The sequence below is a fragment of the Azospirillum brasilense genome, from assembly GCF_022023855.1.
GTDB classification, from domain to species: domain Bacteria; phylum Pseudomonadota; class Alphaproteobacteria; order Azospirillales; family Azospirillaceae; genus Azospirillum; species Azospirillum brasilense_F.
Map to the genome: position 1 here is coordinate 44,127 of NZ_CP059453.1, position 21,202 is coordinate 65,328.

Annotated in this window: 13 protein-coding genes; 9 read left to right on the forward strand and 4 right to left on the reverse strand. The window is 69.8% G+C overall.

What is annotated here, in order from left to right; translation table 11 throughout:
• The first annotated feature begins 16 nt into the window (after positions 1-16).
• The 6 genes from H1Q64_RS29975 to H1Q64_RS30000 all read left to right on the forward strand — a co-directional run bounded on the left by H1Q64_RS29975 (position 17) and on the right by H1Q64_RS30000 (position 12,469).
• Positions 17-2,899 carry a PAS domain S-box protein gene (locus H1Q64_RS29975; protein ID WP_237907993.1) on the forward strand — a complete coding sequence of 961 codons (2,883 nt, stop codon included), beginning with the start codon at positions 17-19 and terminating at the stop codon, positions 2,897-2,899.
• Positions 2,900-2,965: 66 nt separating this feature from the next.
• Positions 2,966-5,473, forward strand: coding sequence for a phosphoenolpyruvate--protein phosphotransferase (gene ptsP, locus H1Q64_RS29980; protein ID WP_237907994.1), 2,508 nt, complete (start codon positions 2,966-2,968; stop codon positions 5,471-5,473).
• Positions 5,470-6,441: a 1-phosphofructokinase gene (gene pfkB, locus H1Q64_RS29985; protein ID WP_237907995.1), complete on the forward strand. Its 972-nt coding sequence runs from the start codon at positions 5,470-5,472 to the stop codon at positions 6,439-6,441. The genes ptsP and pfkB overlap by 4 nt, the downstream gene beginning before the upstream one ends.
• Before the next feature lie 26 nt (positions 6,442-6,467).
• Positions 6,468-8,306, forward strand: a complete 1,839-nt coding sequence (locus tag H1Q64_RS29990; protein WP_237907996.1) for a PTS fructose-like transporter subunit IIB — start codon at positions 6,468-6,470, stop codon at positions 8,304-8,306.
• Positions 8,307-8,475: 169 nt separating this feature from the next.
• Positions 8,476-10,818, forward strand: coding sequence for a sensor histidine kinase (locus H1Q64_RS29995; RefSeq protein ID WP_237907997.1), 2,343 nt, complete (start codon positions 8,476-8,478; stop codon positions 10,816-10,818).
• A 100-nt stretch (positions 10,819-10,918) separates the two neighbouring features.
• Positions 10,919-12,469 carry a tetratricopeptide repeat protein gene (locus H1Q64_RS30000; RefSeq protein ID WP_237907998.1) on the forward strand — a complete coding sequence of 517 codons (1,551 nt, stop codon included), beginning with the start codon at positions 10,919-10,921 and terminating at the stop codon, positions 12,467-12,469.
• On the opposite strand, the gene H1Q64_RS30005 is transcribed toward H1Q64_RS30000, so the two are convergent.
• Positions 12,421-14,721: a TonB-dependent receptor gene (locus tag H1Q64_RS30005; protein ID WP_237907999.1), complete on the reverse strand. Its 2,301-nt coding sequence runs from the start codon at positions 14,719-14,721 to the stop codon at positions 12,421-12,423. The two genes, H1Q64_RS30000 and H1Q64_RS30005, sit on opposite strands and share 49 nt — an antisense overlap.
• Before the next feature lie 128 nt (positions 14,722-14,849).
• Positions 14,850-15,863: a FecR family protein gene (locus H1Q64_RS30010; RefSeq protein WP_237908000.1), complete on the reverse strand. Its 1,014-nt coding sequence runs from the start codon at positions 15,861-15,863 to the stop codon at positions 14,850-14,852.
• A gap of 237 nt (positions 15,864-16,100) precedes the next feature.
• Here H1Q64_RS30010 and H1Q64_RS30015 point away from each other — a divergent pair, with 237 nt between their 5' ends.
• On the forward strand, positions 16,101-16,649 hold the full coding sequence (locus H1Q64_RS30015) for an RNA polymerase sigma factor (RefSeq protein ID WP_237908001.1): 549 nt from the start codon (positions 16,101-16,103) through the stop codon (positions 16,647-16,649).
• Between the two features lie 190 nt (positions 16,650-16,839).
• Here the strand turns inward: H1Q64_RS30015 and H1Q64_RS30020 are convergent, their stop codons facing one another.
• Positions 16,840-17,511 carry a transglycosylase domain-containing protein gene (locus tag H1Q64_RS30020; protein WP_237908002.1) on the reverse strand — a complete coding sequence of 224 codons (672 nt, stop codon included), beginning with the start codon at positions 17,509-17,511 and terminating at the stop codon, positions 16,840-16,842.
• A 456-nt stretch (positions 17,512-17,967) separates the two neighbouring features.
• Between H1Q64_RS30020 and cysE the strand changes: the two genes are divergently transcribed.
• Entirely contained in the window at positions 17,968-18,852 is an 885-nt protein-coding gene (gene cysE, locus H1Q64_RS30025) for a serine O-acetyltransferase (protein WP_237908003.1), read from the forward strand.
• Here cysE and H1Q64_RS30030 read toward each other — a convergent pair.
• Positions 18,843-19,787: a LysR family transcriptional regulator gene (locus H1Q64_RS30030; protein ID WP_237908173.1), complete on the reverse strand. Its 945-nt coding sequence runs from the start codon at positions 19,785-19,787 to the stop codon at positions 18,843-18,845. The genes cysE and H1Q64_RS30030 overlap by 10 nt on opposite strands.
• A 184-nt stretch (positions 19,788-19,971) precedes the next feature.
• On the opposite strand from H1Q64_RS30030, the gene H1Q64_RS30035 reads away from it, so the two are divergent.
• Positions 19,972-21,093, forward strand: coding sequence for an ABC transporter substrate-binding protein (locus tag H1Q64_RS30035; RefSeq protein ID WP_145677861.1), 1,122 nt, complete (start codon positions 19,972-19,974; stop codon positions 21,091-21,093).
• Positions 21,094-21,202 lie beyond the last annotated feature (109 nt).

Genomic DNA, 21,202 nt, shown 5'->3' on the forward strand with positions numbered 1-21,202 from the left:
AGGAATGCCCTCCGGAATGCCCTCCGCGGTGACCATCCTGCATCTGGAAGACAGCCCGCTGGACTGCGAGCTGGCCTGCGCGCGCCTGCGGAAGGCGGGAATCTCCTGCGAGGTGACCCGCGTGGACACCCGCGCGGCTTTCGAGGCCGCGCTGGTCAAGGCGGCGGTGGACGGGCGGCACTTCGACCTGATTCTGGCCGATTTCTCCCTGCCCGATTTCGACGGGCTGGAGGCGCTGGGCATTGCCAGGGCCCACGCCCCGGAAATCCCCTTCCTGTTCCTGTCCGGGCGCATGGGGGAGGAGACGGCGGTGTCGGCCCTGAAGATGGGGGCTCGCGACTATGTGCTGAAGCAGCGGCTGGCCCATCTGCCCGCCGCGGTGGAGCGGGCGATCCTGGAGGCCCGCACCCTGGCCGAGCGGCGGCAGGCCGAGGAGAATCTGCGCCGGCTGCGGCAGGCCATCGACGACATCCGCGACTACGCCATCGTCACGCTGGATCTGGAAGGCCGCATCACCTCGTGGAACGAGGGCAGCCGCCGCCTTTTCGGCCACACGGAGGAGGAGGCGCTGGGCCACCCGCTGTCGCTGCTCTTCGCGCCGGAGGAGCGTTGCGCGGAGAACATCCGCGGCCTGCTGGCCGGGGTGGCGGAGAAGGAGCGCTGCGAGGTCGAATGGATCCACGCGGCGCGGGACGGGCGGCGCTTCTTCGGCTCCACGGTGCTGACCGTGGCGCGCGATGCCACGGGTGCGCCGGCCGCCTATTCGGTGGTGGTGCGCGACATCACCGACCGCCGCGCCTCGGAAATCGCGCTGCGCGACAGTGAGGCCAAGTTCCGCGCCATCGCGGAAAGCATGCCGCAGCTCGTCTGGTCGGCCCCGCCGGACGGGCTTCCCGATTATTACAACCTGCATTGGTTCGCCTACACCGGCACCCGGCCGGAGGCGATGACCGGCACCGCCTGGATGGAGGTGGTCCATCCGGACGACCGGGCGCGGACCGCCGCCCTGTGGACCGCCGCGGTGCGGTCGGGCGATTTCTACGAGGTCGAGTACCGGCTGCGCGAGGCCGGGGGGCGGTACCGCTGGTTCCTGGGGCGGGCGGTGCCGCTGCGCGACGGGGACGGGCGGATCACCCGCTGGTTCGGCACCTGCACCGACATCGACGACGCGGTGAAGGCCCGCGCCGCCCAGGCCGACGCCCGCGAGGATCTGGAGCGGCAGGTGGCCGAGCGCACGGCGGAGCTGGTGGCCGCCAATCGCCGGCTGCTGGGCGAGGTGGCGGAGCGGCAGCGCGCCCAGGCCGACCTCAGCGCGCTCTACGCCAAGACGCCGGTGCCGCTGCACTCCCTGGATGCCGAGGGCCGGCTGCTGAGCGTCAGCGACCGCTGGCTGGAGTTCATGGGCTACGAGAGCCGGGGCCAGGTGCTCGGCCGCAACATCGCCGAGTTCATGCCGCCGGACGTCGCGCGGGAGCACCGGGAGCACCGCTGGCCGGAGCTGCTGCGGCTCGGGGCTTTCCAGGACATGCCCTATCGGCTGGTCAAGCGGTCGGGGGAGGTCGCCGACGTGCTGGTCTCCGCCCGGATCGAGCGGGACGGGCGGGGGGGTTTCCTGCGCACCATGGCCGCCGTGGTCGACGTCTCCGCCCGCCTGCGCGCCGAGGCGGAGCGCGAGCGTGCGGAGGAGGCCCTGCGCCATTCTCAGAAGATGGACGCGCTGGGCCAGCTCACCGGCGGCATCGCCCACGACTTCAACAACCTGCTGACGGCGATCTCTGGCAATCTGGAACTGCTGCTCTCCCGATTGGACACGGCGGAGCGGGCGGACCTGCGCGACTATGCCTCCCACGCGAAGGTCGGGGCGACCCGCGCCGCCGGGCTGACGCAGCGCCTTCTCGCCTTCGCCCGGCGGCAGCCGCTGCGCCCCGACGCGACGGAGCCCTGCGTGCTGGTCCAGGGGATGGAGGACCTGCTGCGCCGCACGGTCGGCGAACAGGTGTCCATCGCGACCGATTGCCCACCGGACGCTTGGGCGGCTTGGTGCGATTCCAACCAGTTGGAGATCGCCCTGCTGAATCTGGTGGTGAACGCCCGCGACGCCATGCCGGACGGCGGGCGCATCACGATCACCGCCGCCAACGCCCATCTGACGGCGGCCGACGTGGCGGGCGACGCCTCCGGCGCGGCGCCCGGCGATTATGTGGTCCTGACCGTCACCGACACCGGCATGGGCATGCCGCCCGACATCATCAAGCGCGCCTTCGATCCCTTCTTCACCACCAAACCGATCGGGCAGGGGACAGGGCTGGGTCTCTCGCAGGTCTATGGCTTCGTCAGCCAGTCGCACGGGCTGGTGCGCATCGACAGCGAGGCCGGACGGGGCACCGCCGTGCGACTCTACCTGCCGCGCTGCGACGGGGAGGAGAGCGTTGGCCTTCCACCGGGGATCGCCGCGGAGCCTGCCGACGCCGCCGCGATGGACAACACCGCCGGAACCGTGCTGCTGGTGGAGGATGAGGCGCTGGTCCGCATGGTCGCAGTGCAGGCGCTGGAGGACGCCGGGCTGGACGTGATCGAGGCGTCGGACGGGACGGAGGCGCTGGAACTGCTGGACGGTGGTCTGCGCGCCGATCTGGTGGTGACCGACGTGGGACTGCCCGGCATGAACGGGCGGCAACTGGCCGAGGCGGTGCATGAGCGGCGGCCCGAGTTGGGCGTGCTGTTCATGACTGGCTACGCCTACGACGCCACACTTGGCACCGGCATCCTGGAGCCGGGCTGCGAGGTGCTCCAGAAGCCCTTCGAGACCACGGCGCTGGTCGCCCGCGTCACCGCCATGCTGGCCCATGGGCGCGGCGGCGCCCTGCGCGAATCTGTCCCGGAACGTCGCTGCGACTGATGCGTTACTCTCCTCCAAGGACGAGTCCGGCCCCGCGCACGGACTCCGCGTGGGGGAGGACGGGCGATGCTTCAGGTCTCCGAATCGCAGGTGTGCCTTGGGCTCTCCGCGCCGGATAAGACGGAGGCCATCCGCATCGCCGGAAGGGCGATGGTCGACAGCGGCTTGATTGACCCCGGTTACATCGACAGCATGCTGGGCCGCGAGGCGGTGTCCGGCACCTATCTCGGCAGCGGCATCGCCATCCCCCACGGGCTTCCCGACGCGCGCGATCTGGTGCGGCGGACCGGCGTGGTCGTCGTGCAGTTCCCCCAGGGCGTGGATTGGGGCGGCGGGGAACCGGCGCGGCTGGTCGTCGGCATTGCCGCCAAGTCGGACGAGCACATCGCCGTGCTGCAACGGCTGACCGGCGTTTTAGGCGATCCCGCGGAGGCCGCGCGGCTGGGCGGCACGGGCGACCCGCGCGCCATCATGGCCGTTCTGAACGGCGAGGCAACCGCCGCGCCCGTGAGTGAACCGGTCGCGGTTCCCATCGATGGGGACTCCATAGCGGTCACCGCCCCCTCGCCCCACGGGCTGCACGCCCGCCCGGCGACGGCGCTGGTCGAGGTCGCCAAGCGCTTCCGCGCCGAAATCGCCGTCCGGCACGGCGGCACTACGGCCAACGCCAAGAGCCTGATTTCCCTGCTGCGCCTCGGCGCGTCGGGTGGTCAGCCGCTGACCGTCACCGCCTCGGGCGAGGACGCGGCAGCGGCGCTCCAGGCCATTCGCGCCGCCTTCGAGGCGGGGTTGGACGAGCCTGTTCCCGTGGCGACGCCCGCGGAGGAGCCGTCCCCGCGGGCCGTCCCGGCCGATCTCGATTACGACGGGCGGGTGATCGCCGGCATCTCCGCCTCCCCCGGCGTCTCCACCGGGCCGGTCTGGAAGTTTCAGCGCGAGGAGCTGACGGTCGCCGAGACCGCCCCCGATCCCGAGGCCCAGCACCGCCGGCTCGATCAGGCGCTCGCCGCCGCCGCCGCCGACCTGCGCAACCTGCACGAGGCGTTCTGGAAGAAGGCCGGCGCGGCCAAAGCCGCCATCTTCAAGGCGCATCAGGAGCTTCTCGACGATCCGGAGATGGTCGTGGAGGCCCACGCCCTGATCGACCAGGGCAAGAGCGCCGGCTGGGCGTGGCGTGCGGTCTATGAGGAGCGCGCCGGCACGCTCGCCCAGCTCGCCGACCCGCTGCTGGCCGGACGGGCCGCCGACCTCAGCGACGTGGGGCGCCGCGTGCTGCGCCTGCTCGCCGTGGTGACGGAGAGCGTGGCGGCCCTGCCCGACCATCCCGTCATCCTGCTCGCCGAGGATCTGGAGCCGTCCGATACGGCGAAGCTCGATCCGGCCAAGGTGCTGGGGCTGTGCACGGCGGGCGGCGGCGCCACCTCCCACACGGCGATCATCGCGCGTTCGCTGGACATTCCCGCGGTGGTCGCCGCCGGACCGTCGGTGCTGGACCTGGAGAACGGGCGCGCGGCGATCCTCGACGGCGACGGCGGCGTGCTGGTCGCCGACCCCAGCGACCGCGACCGCGGCCGCGCCGCCGAGGCCCGGATCAAGGTGGGCGAGCGGCGGGAGGCCGAGCGGCTCGACCGCTACAAGCCGGCCATCACCACGGACGGCCGGCGCGTCGAGGTCGCCGCCAACATCTCCGACCCGGCGGAGGCGGTGCAGGCCGTGGAGGCGGGCGGCGAGGGCGTCGGGCTGATGCGCACCGAGTTCCTGTTCCTTCAGCGCGACCTGCCGCCGGACGAGGAGGAGCAGTTCGTCGCCTACCAGACCATGGTGCGGGCGATGAACGGGCTGCCGATCATCCTGCGCACGCTGGACATCGGCGGCGACAAGAACGTCCCCTATCTGCGCATGCCGGCGGAGGGCAACCCCTTCCTGGGCGTGCGCGGCATCCGCCTGTGCTTCGAGCGGGAGGACCTGTTCCGCACCCAGCTCCGCGCCATGCTGCGCGCCTCGGTGGAAGGGCCGGTGCGCATCATGTACCCGATGATCGCCGCCCCGGCGGAGCTGGAGCGCGCCAAGGCGATCACCGAGGCGGTGCGGCGGGAGCTGAATGTGCCGCCGGTCGAACTCGGCATCATGATCGAGGTGCCGTCCGCCGTGATGATGGCCGACCGGCTGGCGCGGGAGGTGTCCTTCTTCTCCATCGGCACCAACGACCTGACCCAGTATGTGCTGGCGATGGACCGGCTGCATCCGGTGTTGGCCCCGCAGGCGGACGGGCTGCACCCCGCCGTCCTGCGCATGGTGGAGCGCACGGTGGACGCCGCCCGCCGCGCCGGAATCTGGGTTGGCGCCTGCGGCGGCGTGGCCGGCGACCCGGCGGGGGCGGTGCTGCTGTCCGGGCTGGGCGTCACGGAGCTGAGCGTGGCCATTCCCGCCGTTCCCTCCGTCAAGGCGCGGCTGCGCGCCATCGCCATGGCCGACGCCGAGCGCACCGCCCGCGAGGCGCTGGACTGCGCCGACGCGGCCGAGGTTCGGGCGTTGGTCCGTCAACGTTTCGCCGACGCCGGAGGCGTGTCATGAGCGCACCGTCCACCCCACGCCCCGGCGTCGTCACCGTGACGCTGAACGCCGCCATCGACCAGACGCTCGACGTGCCGGGTTTCGCTGCCGGAGCGGTCAACCGGGCGGTCGCCGAGACGCGGACCGCCGGCGGCAAGGGCATCAACGTCGCCGCCTTCCTGGCCGGAGCGTTCGCGGCCAGCAGCGCCACACCCGTCACCGTCACCGGCTTCCTCGGCGAGGAGAACACCGCCGTGTTCGACGCGCTGTTCCGCCGCCGCGGCATCCGCGACCGCTGCCTGCGTCTGCCGGGCCGCAGCCGGGTGAACATCAAGCTGGTGGACCGCGAAGGCCGCTCCGTCACCGACATCAACCTGCCGGGCCTGCATGTCCCGGCGGAAAGCTGGCGGGGGCTGCTGACCGTGGTGGACGACCTCGCCGTCACCAACCGGACCTTCGTTCTGTCGGGCAGCGTCCCGGCGGGCGTGCCGGACACCGCCTATGCCGAGATGGTCACCGCCCTGCACCGGCGCGGCGCCTTCGTGGTGGTGGACGCCAGCGGCCCGCCGCTGCGCCACGCCGTCGCCGCCCGCCCCGACATGGTGAAGCCGAACGCGGCGGAGCTGGCCGAGCTGCTGGGCCGCCCGCTGAAGGATCGGGCCGAGGTGGTGCGCGCGGCGCGCGAGCTGTCGGAGTCCGGCATCGCGCTCGTCGTCGTGTCGCTGGGCGCCGAGGGCGCCGTCTTCGTGGAGGGCGGCCGCGCGCTGCTCGCCGTGCCGCCGCCCGTGGAGGTCGCCAGCACGGTCGGCGCCGGGGATGCCATGGTGGCCGGGGTCGTTGCCGCCCGGCTGGAGGGCATGGGGTTGGAAGACTGCGCGCGGCGCGGCACCGCCTTCGCCGCCGGCACGCTGTCCCGCCTCGGCCCCGAACTGCCGCCGCCGGAGCGCCTCGCCGAGCTGATGCGGGCCGTTCGGGTGGAGGAATTGTAAGGCATTTCAGCGCCGGAGGGATCGCGATGGCAAAGCTCGTGGCTGTGACCGCCTGCCCGACGGGGATCGCCCACACCGTCATGGCGGCCGAGGCGTTGCGCCGCACCGCCGCGCTGATGGGCCACGCCATCGCGGTGGAGACCCAGGGGTCGAACGGTGTGCAGACGCCGCTCTCCGCCGCCGACATCGCGGCGGCCGACGCGGTGATCCTGGCCACCGACATCGCCGTGGACGATTCCCGCTTCGCCGGCAAGCCGATCCTGCGCACCTCCACCGCCGCCGCCATCCGCGACACCAAGTCGGTGATCGGCAACGCCCTGGCCGATGTCCCCGGCGCGCGGCCCGAAGCCGCCCGTCCGCAGTCCGCCCCGAAACCGGCTCCCACCGTGGTGCGCAGCCCCGGCCTGCTGGTCGCCATCACCGCCTGCCCGACCGGCATCGCCCACACCTTCATGGCGGCGGAGGCACTGAAGCAGGCCGCCCAGGCCAAGGGCTACCGTATCAAGGTCGAGACCCAGGGCTCGGTCGGTGCGAAGAACGCGCTGACCGAGGAGGAGATCGCCGAAGCCGAGGCCGTCATCATCGGCGCCGACACGCACGTCGCCACCGACCGCTTCGCCGGCAAGCGCCTGCTGAAGACCTCGGTGGGGGAGGCGCTGAAACAGCCCGCCCGCGTGATCGACGAGGCGCTCGCCCTGCCGGCTCCGGCCGCGGCCGGGGCTGTCGCCGCGCCCGCCTACGCCAACGCGGTGTCGGGGGCCAAGACGCGGCAGAAGGAGACGCAGTCCGGCCCCTACAAGCATCTGCTGACCGGCGTGTCCTTCATGCTGCCCTTCGTGGTGGCCGGCGGTCTGCTCATCGCCCTGTCCTTCGTCTTCGGCATCGAGGCCTTCAAGGAGCCGGGAACCCTGCCGGCGGCGCTGATGCAGATCGGCGGGGAGGCCGCCTTCGGGCTGATGGTGCCGGTGCTGGCGGGCTACATCGCCTATTCCATCGCCGACCGGCCCGGCCTCGCCCCAGGCTTCATCGGCGGGATGCTGGCGGCCAAGATCGGGGCCGGCTTCCTGGGCGGCATCGTGGCGGGATTCCTGGCCGGCTACATCGCCCGCTGGCTGCGCGACACCATCCGGCTGCCGCAGAATCTGGAGGGGCTGAAGCCGGTGCTGATCATCCCGCTTCTGGGCACCCTGGCGGTCGGCCTGCTGATGGTCTACGTCATCGGCACGCCGGTCGCCGCGATCATGAACGGGCTGACCGCCTTCCTGCAGAGCATGACCGGGGCCAACGCGGTAGCGCTGGGCGCGCTGCTCGGCGCCATGATGGCGCTGGACATGGGAGGGCCGGTCAACAAGGCGGCCTACACCTTCGCGGTCGGGCTTCTGGCCTCCAGCACCTACACGCCGATGGCCGCGGTGATGGCTGCGGGCATGACGCCGCCGCTCGGGCTGGCGCTCGCCACCATGGTCGTGCCCAGCCGCTTCACCCTGCAGGAGCGCGAGGCGGGCAAGGCGGCCGGTGTGCTCGGCCTCGCCTTCATCACGGAAGGGGCGATTCCCTTCGCCGCCAAGGACCCGTTGCGCGTCATCCCCGCGGCCATGGCCGGGTCGGCGGTGGCCGGCGCCCTGTCGATGTGGTTCGGCTGCGGGTTGCGGGCGCCGCACGGCGGCGTCTTCGTGCTGGCGATCCCCAACGCGGTGGCGCCGCTCGGCCCCTATGTCCTGGCCATCGTCGCCGGGACCATCGTCACGACACTCGGCCTGATGATCCTGAAGCGCCGTGTCGAGGCCGATCCGGCCGCGGCGCAGGCCCTCGACACGGCGGCTCCGACCTCGTCCAGCCCCGCACCCAGCGGGGCTGGACACTGAGACGCCGGGACGACCGCACCCGCTGATTGTCGGCTCTACCGCAAATTAGTTTTAATTTTCGCCAAAATTGAAAGAACTCGACAACTCCAGAGTGCTATCGCTAGCTTTGCGATGTTCCGTCGCCGGCCTCTTTCACGGCCCTCGGAGGAACGGCAGCCGGCGGAGCCTGATGAGGATCTCGTATCGCATAGCGACGGTGGGTGGAATCCCGGTGGTCATCGCGGCGCTGATCGCGGTGACCGCCTGGATTCTGCTGGAGCGCGCCGGCCGTTCGCGCGAGGCCGCGGTCCTGGCCGGCACCGTCTACCGCGAGATGATCGCCGCCACCGCGGCCCGCAACGACTTCATCCATTCCCCCCCGGAAAGCCGGCTTCCCCATGAGGTCACCTTCCGCCGCGCCACCCACGGCGCGCGGTCGGCGCTGGACGCGCTGGGTGGGCTGGCGGACCGGGGCATCCAGGCCGACGCCGTGGAGACCGCCCGCCGCGCGTCCGACCGTCACGCCGCCCGGCTGGAGGAGCTGGTCGACGCGATCACCTTCAGCGATGCCCGCGCCCGCGGCATGGCGGAGCAGGAAGCGCGGCTGCTCGCTCTGGCCGAACAGGCGCGTCAGCGGCAGCACGTCACCAACGCGGCGCTCGTCGCCTCCCTGGCCGAGGCCGACCGGCAGATGCGCGACAGCCGCGATCTTGTGGACGGCCTGCACAGGCTGCGGGAAGCGATTCTGAACGCCCGGCTGGCCGCGAAGGACGAGGCGGCCATTGCCGAGCCATCCGACTCGCCAGCCGAGTCGACACCCAACGCGGCGGCGCGGCCCGATGCCCTGACCCTCTGGCTGGACCGGGTGGAGCGAGCCGCCGAGGGTCTTGCCGCGTCGCTTCCCGCCAACACCGTCCATGGGACGGCGCTGGACGAGTTGACCCGATTGCGGGCCGAACGGCTGGACCGGACGACGCTTCCGGAACTGGCGCCCCGCTACGACGCGCTCGCCGAACGGGTCCTGAAAGCCGCCGACACCGGCTACAGCGCCGTCCAGGACGAGGTGGCAGAGCTTCTGCACCACACCGTGTCGGCCCACGCCATGGAGCAGGAGACCCAGACGCTCGCCATGACCGCCCTGACCCTCAGCGGGCGGACTCTGAGGGCGCTGGAGCGGCGCGACCCCCGCAGCCTGCGCGACGTCGTCACCGACAGCGGGCGGCTGCGCGACCAGGTAGCCGGGCTGCCCATCTCTCCTCTGATCCAGGACGGGATGCTGGCCGCCATCACCGCTTGGCGCGACGGGCTAGAGCGCGCCACCGACGGGCTGGCCCGCCAGAACGGGGCCATCGCCGCGATGGACATGGACGCCGCCGCGGTGATGAACACCGCCCGCCGCCTGAACGACCTGTTCCAGGACAGCGCGGTGCGCAGCGCCAGCCTGCTGCGCTCCACGCTGGTGATCGGGGCGACCATCGGCCTGCTGTTCGCCGCCGGGGCGGCGCTCCTGGTGGCCGGCGGCATCACCCGGCCCCTGCGCCGTCTTCAGGGCGCTACCCGGCGGCTGGCCCGCGACCCGCGCGATGGGTTGGTGACCGACTTGGAGCGGCGGGACGAGCTGGGCGACATGGCCCGCGCCGTCCATCACTTCGCCGCCGAGATCAACCGCCGCGAGGAAGAACTGCGCCGCGCCAAGGAGCAGGCGGATTCGACCCTGGCGGAGCTGCGGCGGACCCAGGCCCATCTGGTGCAGGCGGAGAAGCTGGCCGCGCTGGGGCAGGTGGTGGCCGGCGTGGCACACGAGATCAACACGCCGCTCGGCATTACGCTCACCACCTCCACCCTGATCCGCGAGAAGGTGCCGAAGATGAAGCACCTTCTCGATTCTGGCCAGTTGCGCCGCCGCGAGCTGGAACGTTTCCTGACCGACATGGGCGACGTGTCCGAGCTGCTGGTCAACAACACCGTCCGCGCGGCGGAACTGGTTCAGCGCTTCAAGGAGCTGGCGGTGGACCCGGCGGGCGAGAAGCGCCGGCGCTTCGACCTTCGCCTTTGCCTGATGCAGGCGGTGGAGGCGCTGGGTCCCTTCTGGGAACCGGCGGAACACCGGGTCGTCGTGGACTGCCCGCCGGGAGTGATGATGGACGGTTACCCGCAGGCGATCGCGCAGATCGTCTCGCACCTGCTGCTGAACGCGGTGAATCATGGGTTCGCGGACAGGGAAGGAGCGGATGGGAATGGGCAGTGCGGCACCGTGACGGTCCGCGCCCGCAAGGCCGTGGCCGATGTCGTGGAGCTGACCGTCGACGACGACGGGCGGGGCATCGCGGTGGAGCTGCGGACGCGGATCTTCGATCCCTTCTTCACCACGCGCCGCGACCGTGGGCACGCCGGGCTCGGCCTGCACATCGTCCACAACGCGGTCAGCCAGCTCGGCGGCACCATCACCTTGGAAGAGGGAGGGGAGGGGACAGGCGGTGCGCGCTTCGTCATCCGCCTGCCTCCCGCCACGCCGGAGAAGGAGGGCGCGTGACGCCGGCGGACGCTTGCGCGCCGCGCCGGTTCCGGTTTACTGCAAGGCGGGTCCGTTCGACGATTTCCCGTTTGATGATCTGAGCGCGGGGTGCGGGGGCATGGCGACGATCGAGGAAGCCTACGCGGTCGCCATCGACCATCATCAGGCCGGGCGGCTGGACGAGGCGGCGATCATCTACCAGCGCATCCTGGACGCCGATCCGGAGCAGGCCCACGCCGCGCACCTGCTGGGCATCGTCGCCGGCCAACAGGGCCGTCATGACGAAGCCGTCGCGCTGATCGGCGCCGCGGTGGCGCGGGACGGGCTGAACACCGACTTCCTCGGGAATCTGGGCGCGGCGCTGAAGGCCGCCGGCCGCTGCGACGGGGCCATCCGTCATTTCGCCCGCGCCCTGGCGCTGGAGCCGGCGGTGCGCGGCGTTCCGGGCAATCTCGGCTCTGCCCTGGCCGCCGATGGCCGGATCGGCGAGGCCGTGCCCTGGCTGAGTCGTGCCGCCGCCCTCGACCCGGCGCATTTTGAGACGCTCCTGAATCTGGGGATCGCGCTGCGCGACGCGGGCCGGTTCGACGAGGCGGAAACGGCGCTGGAAACCGCCAAGTCTATGCGCCCGGACCATCCGCACCCGGTCTGCGAGCTGGCGGTGCTGAAGCTGGCGCTCGGCGATTTCGAAGAGGGGCTGGCCCTTTACGAACGGCGCTGGGACTACACCGGCCAATCCGCGGCGGTGTCCGGCAAGCCGGTGTGGCGGGGCGAGGACATCGCCGGCAAGACCATCCTCCTCTATTACGAGCAGGGCCTGGGCGACACCCTGCAATTCGTCCGCTATGCGCCGCTGCTGGCCGACCGCGGCGCTCGGGTGCTGCTGATCGTCCAGCCGGAGCTGCGCCGTCTGCTGGCCTCGGTGCGGGGCATCGACCGTCTGGCCACCTACGACGACGCGGCGGCGCTGCCGCGTTTCGACCTGTGCTGCCCGTTGATGAGCCTGCCCTTCGCCTTCGGCACGCGCATCGACGGGATACCCTCCGGCGCCCCCTACATCACGCCGCACCCCGATCTGGTGGCGGCCTGGGCGGAGCGGCTCGGCTGGAACCAGACCGGAGACTCCGCCGGGAAGCGCCCGCTGCGCGTGGGATTCGTCTGGTCGGGCAACCCGCGGCGCCACGACCCCACATCCCACGCGATGGACCGACGCCGCAGTGTGCCCTTCGCGCTGATGGAACCGTTGCTGTCGGTGCCGGGGATCGAGGCGGTCAGCCTCCAGGTTGGGGACGCGGCAGAGCGGGCGCGGGCGGCCGTCGCGGCGGGTCTGCTGACCGACCCCATGGCGGGCGCGACCGACTTCGCCGACACCGCGGCCATCGCGGCGCATCTCGACCTCGTCATCACTGTGGACACGTCGGTCGCCCACCTCGCGGCCGCGATCGGGCGCCCGGTGTGGATGCTGTCGCGCTCCGACGCCTGCTGGCGCTGGTTCCGCGGGCGCGACGACAGCCCCTGGTACCCGACCATGCGCCTCTACCGGCAGGACTCGCCCGGCGACTGGGGGCCGGTCATGGCCCGCCTGGGCCATGACCTTGCCGCAGCCGCCGCGGCGCGGGATCAGAACTGTGCCGAGGCGCTCAGCAGGAAGGCGCGGCCCGGCTGGTAGAGCGGGGTGACGGTGCCGAACTCCTGGCCGTAGGTGGCGCGGTCGGCGTAGGTCTCGTCGAAGAGATTGCGGACGTCGAGGCGCAGCGCCAGGTTGGCGTGCTCCGGCAGCCGGTGCTCCACGAACAGGTTGGCCGTCTGATAGCCCTTCAGTGGCCGCTGCCCGGCCTGGACCTTGTCGTAGTCGAGCACGAACTCCACGTCGGCGCCGAAGGTCAGGTTCCAGGACTGCACGGTGTGGGCGCCGCCGACGGTGAAGACCTGCCCGATCGGCGTGGCGAGGTAGGTGCCGGTGTCGGAGTCCGCGGGCAGACCGTCGATCTTGACGTCGATGTCGGCATATTTGGCGCGGATGAAGCCGTTCGTCCAGGCATAGCCGAGACCCAGCTCATAGCCTTCCGACCGCACATCGCGGGCGAGGGTGGCGCTCGTGGCGGCGAAGCGCGCGGCGCGGGCGTCGTCCAGCTTGGTGCGGAAGATCCGGCCTTCCGCGGTGAAGCCCTCGTAGCGGGCCTCCAGACCGGCGGTGCTGTTGGTGGCCGTCACCGGGCGCGGACCGGCGCCGTAGTTCCAGGCTGGGTTCATGATGTAGTTCTCGGCCATCTGGACGCCGCCCCAGCCGCGCGACACGCCGGCCTTGGCGGTCAGGTAGCGGGGCAGCAGGTCGAACTCGCCCGAGATGTTGTGGCTGAGGCCGTGGTTGGTCCATTCCCGTCCGGTCGTCCCCTCGAAGGTCTGGCGGTCGCCGCGCAGGCCGAAGGACAGGCGCAGACGCTCCATCGGCTCCAGCCGGGCCTGACCGTACAGGCCGTTGTTGCGCGCCCGCTCGGTCGCGGTCATCGTCCGGTCCCGGTAGTTGGCGCGGTCCACATAGAAGTCGGTGCCTGTCGTGAAAGTGCCGATCCGGAAGCCGAAGGTGTTTTCCAGCTTGCCGTTGAAGGAGCTGGTCGCGCCGTTGCCCGGGTAGCTCCCCGGCACGGTGCTGCTGCCGACCGGGCGGGTGAAGATCGGCGTTTCCACGTCGGTGCGGCCGTAGGCGAGCACCAGCTTGGGGTTCCACAGCTCCGTCGGCAGGGCGTCGGTGTAGGTGAAGACCATGTTCTGGCGGTCGAGCGTGTAGTCGCGCACGCGCGGCTCCCAGGCCGGGCGCCCGGCGAGCGAGCCGATGTTCGCGCGGAAGGGGCGCGGCGCGTCGTCGTAGACCCGCTCGTAGCTGGCCTGGAAGCGGTGGCCGCTCTCCGTCTGCACCGCCGCCTTGCCGAGGCCGCTGACCATGTCCGTCTCGGTGCCGTCCACCTTGCGCCCGTTGCCCGCGGTGTATTTGCCGCCCTTGCCGTAGGTCACGGTGCCCAGCGCCTCCAGCCCCTGGTGGCGCCCGAAGCCGGCGAGGTTGGTGGTCAGGCCGGAGCCGTTGGTGTTGAAGGTGGTCTTGCCGAAGGCGCCGATGCCGTCGCTCGCCAGGAAGTCGCTGGCGTCCTTCGTCTCGTAGGCGATGGAGCCGGCGAGCGCGCCCGGACCGGCGTCGGCGGGGGCGACGCCGGCGTCCACGCGCGCCACCTTCAGCAGCGCCGGGTCAATCAGTGTGGTGCCGTTGTGGTGGAAGACCTTGTTGTTCTGGCGGCTGCCGTCGATGGTGACGGCCAGATTGGTTTCCTCGACGCCGTTCACATAGACCTTCTGCGACATCGGCACGGAACTGCCCACGCGGATCGTCGGCTCGCCGGAGAAGACGTCGCGGAGGTCGCGGGGATTCTTGCGATCCAGGTCCTCCTTGGTGATGGTGATGTTGCCGCTTCCGCTGCCGGCGCCGGTCGAGGCGGTGACCGACACCGGCCCCAGCATCGTGATGTCGCCGGTCGGAGCCGGAACCAGCGTCGCGGAGCCGGTGCCGGTCGTGCGGTAGCCGACGCCCGTCCCGGACAGCAGCGTGTCGAGCGCCTGGGCGGGCGTCATGCTGCCCGACACCGGGCGGGAGCTGCGCCCGGCGGCCAGATCGGCGGAATAGCCGATCTGCCAGCCGGTCTGGCGCGCGAAGGCGTCGAGCGCCGCGGGCAGGGCCTGCGCTGGCAGCGCGAAGGCCATCGTCTGCGCGGCGCCAGGGGCGGGAGCGGCCTGCTGGGCCAGGGACGGGGAGGGGAGGGCCAGGACGCCGCCGAGCGCGGTGGTCGCCATCAGTGCCAGGATCAGATGCCGGGCGGCGGTTCCCCGCGCGCGCACCAAGAACTTGCCTGTCGAAACCGTCCGGCCTTCCATTCCTCACAACTCCCGTCTGCGCTGGTGGCGGGGGCGTGATTACCGGTGTATGAACCGTGCCCCCCTCTTTTCGGCAGACGCACGGGGGCGTGGCGTCTCACAAAAAAATCCTGAAAGAAGGTCAAAATCTATCGAAGCAGGATGACTCCGCCAGGAAGCTCGGTCACGCGGGCGCCCACGACGTCGGCCAGCGAGCGGATCGCCGTGACGGGATCGTCCAGCCGGTAGTTTCCGCTGACCCGCGCGCCGGCCAGCCGGTCGCCGATCAGGATGACCGGTGCGCCATGGTAGCGCCGGATGGTGTCGACGATCGCGGCGAAGGGCTGGTCGTGGAACACGCAGCGCCCGTCCTTCCAGGCCAGCGCAACCGCCGGGTCCGGGCGGGCGGGCGCCGACAGGCCGTCCACCGTGGCTGTCACCCGGTCACCCGGAACGAGGAACACCGCTTGGCCCGGCGGCTCCCGCCGGCTGACCGACACCCGCCCGCGCTCCAGGAAGACGGCGTCCTGCCCGCCGTCCGACCGCACGGTGAAGGCGGTGCCGGTCACCTCCACCTCGCTGAAGCCGGCGGTGACGCGGAAGGGGTGGGCGGGGTCGCTGACCACGTCGAAGTAAGCCTGCCCGCGCAGCAGCCGGACGTGGCGCCGGCCCTCGGCGAAATCGAGCGCGACCGCGGAGTCGGTGTCGAGGATCAGCAGGGACCGGTCGGGCAGGGCGATCTCCTGCCGCTCCCCGGCGGCGGTGCGGTGGTCGGCGGTCAGGCGGAGCGCCAATGTGGGCTGGAGATGGACGCCGATGGCCAGCAGCAGTGCGGCGGCGGCCAGCGAGGCCCGCCACCCGCCGAACCGCCCGGACCGCCGCCGCGTCGCGGAGCGGGTGGCCGACGGCGAAGAGGCGGTCTGCGGGTGATGGGCGAGCGTCGCCGCCTGCAATTCGGGCATGCTCCCAAGCGACGACAGGCGGTCGAACGCCGCGGCGTGGCGCGGATCGCGGGTCCGCCATGCCTGATAGGCGGCTCGGGTGTCCGGGTGCACGGGCGCGTCGAGAAGCGTCACGAACCAAGTGAGCGCCTCGTCCGTGATCGGGTCCGCATGCCGGTAGGCCCCGGCATCCTGTCCGCCGTCTGCCTTGTCCTGCTCCACGCTTGGTCTTCCACTCTTCCTTGACCGGACTCACGTACAGTTGAGACGTTTCATCGCTCGGCGGGTCACAATTCGCAAACCGCAGCCCATAGCCCGCAGATGGTGATCGTTCCCGCGCCCGTCCAACCGGCTTGACATCTGAAATTGAGAATCATTATCAATCGCGATGTTGCAAGGCCGCCGATGTCGCACCGACCGCGGTGGTGTCCTTTTCGCCGCCGTACCGACAGGGCTATCATGTCCGCAAGCCTGATTGCGATCTATCTCGATCACCGCCGCTCGTTGTTCGGGTGCGCGATGAAGATCGTGCGTGATCTTCAGGTTGCCGAGGATCTGCTGCAGGAAAGCTACCTGCGCGCCTGCAAGGCCGTGGAAAGGGGACCCATCGACAACATCGGGGCCTTCCTCCACCGGACGGTCCACAACCTCGCGCTGGACCATCTCCGGCGCTGCCGGACCCAGGAGCGGTTCGAGGCCGGCCCGGCGGACACCGTCGAGGCGCTGGGCATCGCATCGGAAATTCCTTCGGCGGAAGAGCGTCTGCTGCACCGCGAGCGGCTGTCGTGCTTCATGGACGCCCTGGACCGTCTGCCGGCGCGGGCCCGGCAGGTGTGGCTTCTGAACCGGGTCGAAGGCCTGTCCTATCCCCAGATCGCCGCCCATCTGGGTGTGTCGCAGGGCACGGTCTTCAACGACATGAAACTGGCGATGGGCCATTTCGTGGACACCATGGCGCGCCGCGACCGCCCCGAACCCACCGCGACCCGGTCCGGCGGGACGCCCTAGCCGTGGAACACGCTCCCGATTGAAACCGGGAGGGGCGGTCCGACCCCCGGATCACGGGAAGCAGATGCACGGATTCGGTGCTGGGTGTATGTGTGATGACGTCCTGTCCGAAGCGGCACAAAAATCCCATAAGCCATCTTATGGAAAATTAATTGATTGAGACTTTGCGCTGCCTGCCGTTGCCCGTAGGTCAGCTGCCGGAAAGCTTTCGGCACCCTTCAAGCCAAACGTCATCATGACCTTCGGGAACGCACGCTCCTGCCACCAAACGTTCAATCCGCCTGACACGCTCATTGAGCGCAGGATCATTCTCACGAAGCCTGAAGGATGCCGGCGAGATGAGAACGGCGACCAATCGAGTGAATTCCGTACTGCTCAGTTCAGCCGGCGGCCGCCCATAGATTGCTGAGCTGGCCTTATGAAAGCCGGTCACCCAGCCTTCCGGACCTTCACCCATTTCCAGTGTATCGAGCCAAAGGGCAAGGATCTGGCCCTTGGAGAGTCGGCTTTCCAGGCCCATCGCGTACCCGGTTTGTCGTACCTTTCCTACGCCCGGTTGGAATTTCTTGAAAGCAAGGCGCTTGGAAGCCGATTGCGTGATTGTCGTCGCTCCAGCGCCAGGAGTCGAAAAATCCACTCCGGCGTGATCAACGAAATTTGGGTCTTCAACTTTCAGCAATATCGCCAGATGGTCCTCGCCAAGCGAATCTCCTCCTAGACCCTGAGCTATCAGATTGTCTGCGCGCTGACGTAATTGCGGGGCATCCGACAGAGCGTCCCAGTATCCATTCCCGCCGTAAGCAACGGCCGCGACGACAAGCGAAACAACAAGAAGACCTGCGAGCTTGAAAATTCGTCTCATGGGTCGTTTTCCAAGGCGTGATGTATGAGCCGAAGCATCCAGATGGTCCCCGCTGGTCTGTCCGAGCTGGTCATTCGGACAAGGCGGACAGCATGATTGCCGCATTATTGCCGAGCGGGGCGATGGTTTCCAGCGTCATGCAGCGCGCGCTCCAGGGGCTCTAGACGGCGCGCCGAAAACCATGGGCCGGCATCAGGAGCAGGCAGGTCGGGTCACCCCCAACACCGGAGACTGGGTGATCACTTGGTAAATCCGCCCGCTGCGCGGATGAGGCTGTCTGAGTAGACAGGCAATTTTCACAGTGTAAAAATGTGCAAAAATTGGTGGTGGCCCTTCATTTCCCACGACATGGCTCCCCTTCCGGCAAGCGGCGTGCTAGGCTTTCGTTCGGCCTGTTGAAGGCCCCATGACCGGACCGACGGCCGGACCGGTCGGGAACATCAGGACACGCGTACCATGAATCACATCGTCGCCCCCTGCTTTAAGGATCAGGGCCTTGAGGACCAGAACCTCAAGGAGTTGGAGCGCCCGGAATCGCCCCTTCTGGAGGGCGTCGACGGCATGTGGGCGATGCTGCGCGCCGAGGCGGAGAACGTCGTCGTCAAGGAGCCTTGGCTGCGCCCCTTCATCGACACCGCCATTCTGCTGCACCATGACTTCCCGTCGGCGCTGGGCAGCCTGCTGGCGCGCAAGCTGGGTGATTCCTACATCTCCGCCGACCAGCTCGCGATGCTCGTACGCTCGGCGGTCGCCGACGCGCCCTGCATCGTGGAGGAGGCCTGCTCCGACCTTCAGGCCATCTGCACGCGCGATCCGGCAGCGGACAACTGCCTGACGCCCTTCCTCTACTACAAGGGCTTCCACGCGCTGGAATGGCATCGCATCGGCCATTGGCTGTGGCGGCGCGAGCGGCGCGACCTCGCCCACTTCCTGCAAAGCCGGGTGTCGGAGGTCTTCGCCGTGGACATCCACCCGGCGGTCCCGGTCGGGCGAGGCGTCTTCATCGACCACGGCACCGGCGTGGTGATCGGCGAAACCGCCGTGGTCGGCAACGACGTGTCGATCCTTCAGGAGGTCACGCTCGGCGGTACCGGCAAGGAGCATGGCGACCGCCATCCGAAGGTGCGCGACGGCGTCCTGCTGTCCGCCGGGGCCAAGATCCTCGGCAACATCGAGATCGGCAGCCGCGCCAAGGTCGGAGCCGGCAGCGTGGTGCTGAAGGACGTGCCGCCCTGCGCCACCGTGGTCGGCGTCCCGGCGCGGATCGTCGGCTGGTGCCGCGACACGGTGCCGGCGCTCGCCATGGACCAGACGGTGCCGGAGCCGGAATATCACATCTGACGGGCCGGGTGATGGCTCTGGCCGCTCCGGAACTCCGGCGCGGTCATCTCCTCGCGGGTCAGGGCGATGAACAGCTCCACCACCGGGCTCTTGGAGCGGTTGGCGTCGAAGGCCACCTGGAAGGGCGCCTGATAGGACAGGACCTTGGGCAGCAGCACCCGCAGCCGCCCGGCCTTGACGTAGGGTGCCGCGTAATGGTCCGGCAGATAGCCGGCGTAGGCACCGGACAGGATCAGCCGCGCCGCCCCCTCCATGTCGCTGACCGTTGCCTTGGGCGTCGAAATCGCAAAGATCTTCAGGTCGCGCGATCCCCAATAGCTCCGCGCGACCAGCCGGTAGCGGCGGATTTCGTCCAGGTCGATGGCCTCGTCCGGCAGGGTGAACAGCGGGTGCCCGTCCGCCACGCAGAAGTGGATCGTCTCGTTGTAGAGGTCCTGGTAGGACAGGCTGGGCACGATGCGCGGGAAGCTGGCGATGGCAAGTTGGAGCTGCCCACCGATGACGTCGCGCAGAAGCTCGTTCGGCGGGCGGACGTTGATGATCAGCGAGACCTCCGGCGCCGCCTCGGTGAAGCGGGCGAAGACGCGCTCCAGCGGGGCGCGCGGGTCGGTCAGGGTGTTGTCGACCAGCCCGACCGCCAGCGTGCCGGTCAGCCGCTCGCGCAGGCCGCGCACCCGGCCGCGGAAGCGATCCAGCGAGTCGAACACGCGCCGCGCCTCGTCATAGACCGCCTGCCCTTCCGGGGTGAGCTGGAATCCCGAGCGCCCACGCCGGCACAGCCGCAGGCCCAGCCGGGTCTCCAGATCGGCGAAATGGGTGGAGATGGTGGACAGCGACAGGTTCAGTTCGCTCTGCGCCGCACTGAATCCGCCGGCCTCGACGATGGTCATGAACAACCGCAACAGGCGCAGATCCACGGTTTCCAGCTGAATCATCGCCACGACGCCGCCCTCCCCTGCCCCGCCCGCCGGTTCCGGGACGCCCGATACTTCGGCCCGGATCGAAGTAAGATACAAAACTTTCTGATTTTCGGGCAACGGCGCCGGGCGTCTAATGACCGCAGGCCGCAATGCTGGCCTCACGAACAGATAAGCTCGTCCGCAAGGAAAGGTCGCATCCATGAACGAGACGACGGGTAAGCAGGGACTTCACGCCGCTTTGACCGGCGGCATCAGCCGGCGCGCGGTTCTGGCCGGAGCGGGCACGCTGGCCACGGTGGCCGCCATCGGCTTTCCGAACATCGTCCGCGCCCAGTCGAAGACGCTGAAGGTCGGCGTCTACGGCGGCTACTTCAAGGAATCCTTCGAAAAGCACATCTTCCCGGAATTCTCCAAGGCCACCGGCATCACGGTGGAGGCCATCGCCGAGCCGACCGGCGAGGCGTGGCTGGTCCAGCTCGAACAGGCGGCCCGCGCCCGTCAGGCGCCCGCCGACGTCTCGATGATGTCGCAGGTGGCGATGCTGAAGGGGGCCTCGGCGGAACTGTGGGCGCCCTTCGACCTGTCGAAGATCCCCAACGCCGCCAAGGTCGTCCCGCACCTCGTCAACAAGTATCCGGACGGCAAGGTCAGCGGCATCGGCGCGGTGTCCTGGTACATCACGCTGGTCACCAACACCAAGAGCTACCCGCAGGCCCCGGACAGCTGGGCGGCGCTGTGGGACCCGGCGAACAAGGACAAGCTGGGCCTGCTGGCGCTGGTCAGCAACAGCTTCCTGCTGGAGGTCACGGCGGCCACTTTCTTCGGCGGCACCAAGCATCTGGACAGCGAGCAGGGGCAGCTCGATTGCTTCAAGAAGCTGGCGGAGCTGAAGTCCAATGTGAAGCTCTGGTACCGCGACGAGGCGCAGTTCGAGGCCTCGCTGAAGTCCGGCGAGATTCCGATGGGCCAGTATTACCACGACGTGACCGGCCTCGCCGCCGCGGACGGGCAACCGGTGCGCTCGACCTTCCCGAAGGAGGGCGGCATCCTCGATTCGGGAAGCTGGGCGGTCACCCGCGCCTCCAAGGCCGGCGACCTCGCTCATGTCTTCGTGGACTATATGTGCCAGCCGTCGATCCAGGCCCTGCTGTCGCGCAAGGTCGGCACCGCCCCGACCATCGACCGCAAGATGACCGACCTGACTGACCAGGAGTTCGCCGCCGTGTCCTCCGACATCGCGCCGATCATCCCGCGCTATGACCTCTACACGAGCAAGTCCGACTGGCTGAACCAGAAGTGGACGGAAATGATCGTCGGGTGAGTGTGAGCCCTTCTCCCCTCTGGGGAGAAGGGTATGGGATGAGGGGGCGGTCGCAGGCCGGACACGCACTGCAATGAGGCTGCGTTGACGCCCTATGGGCGCCCCCTCA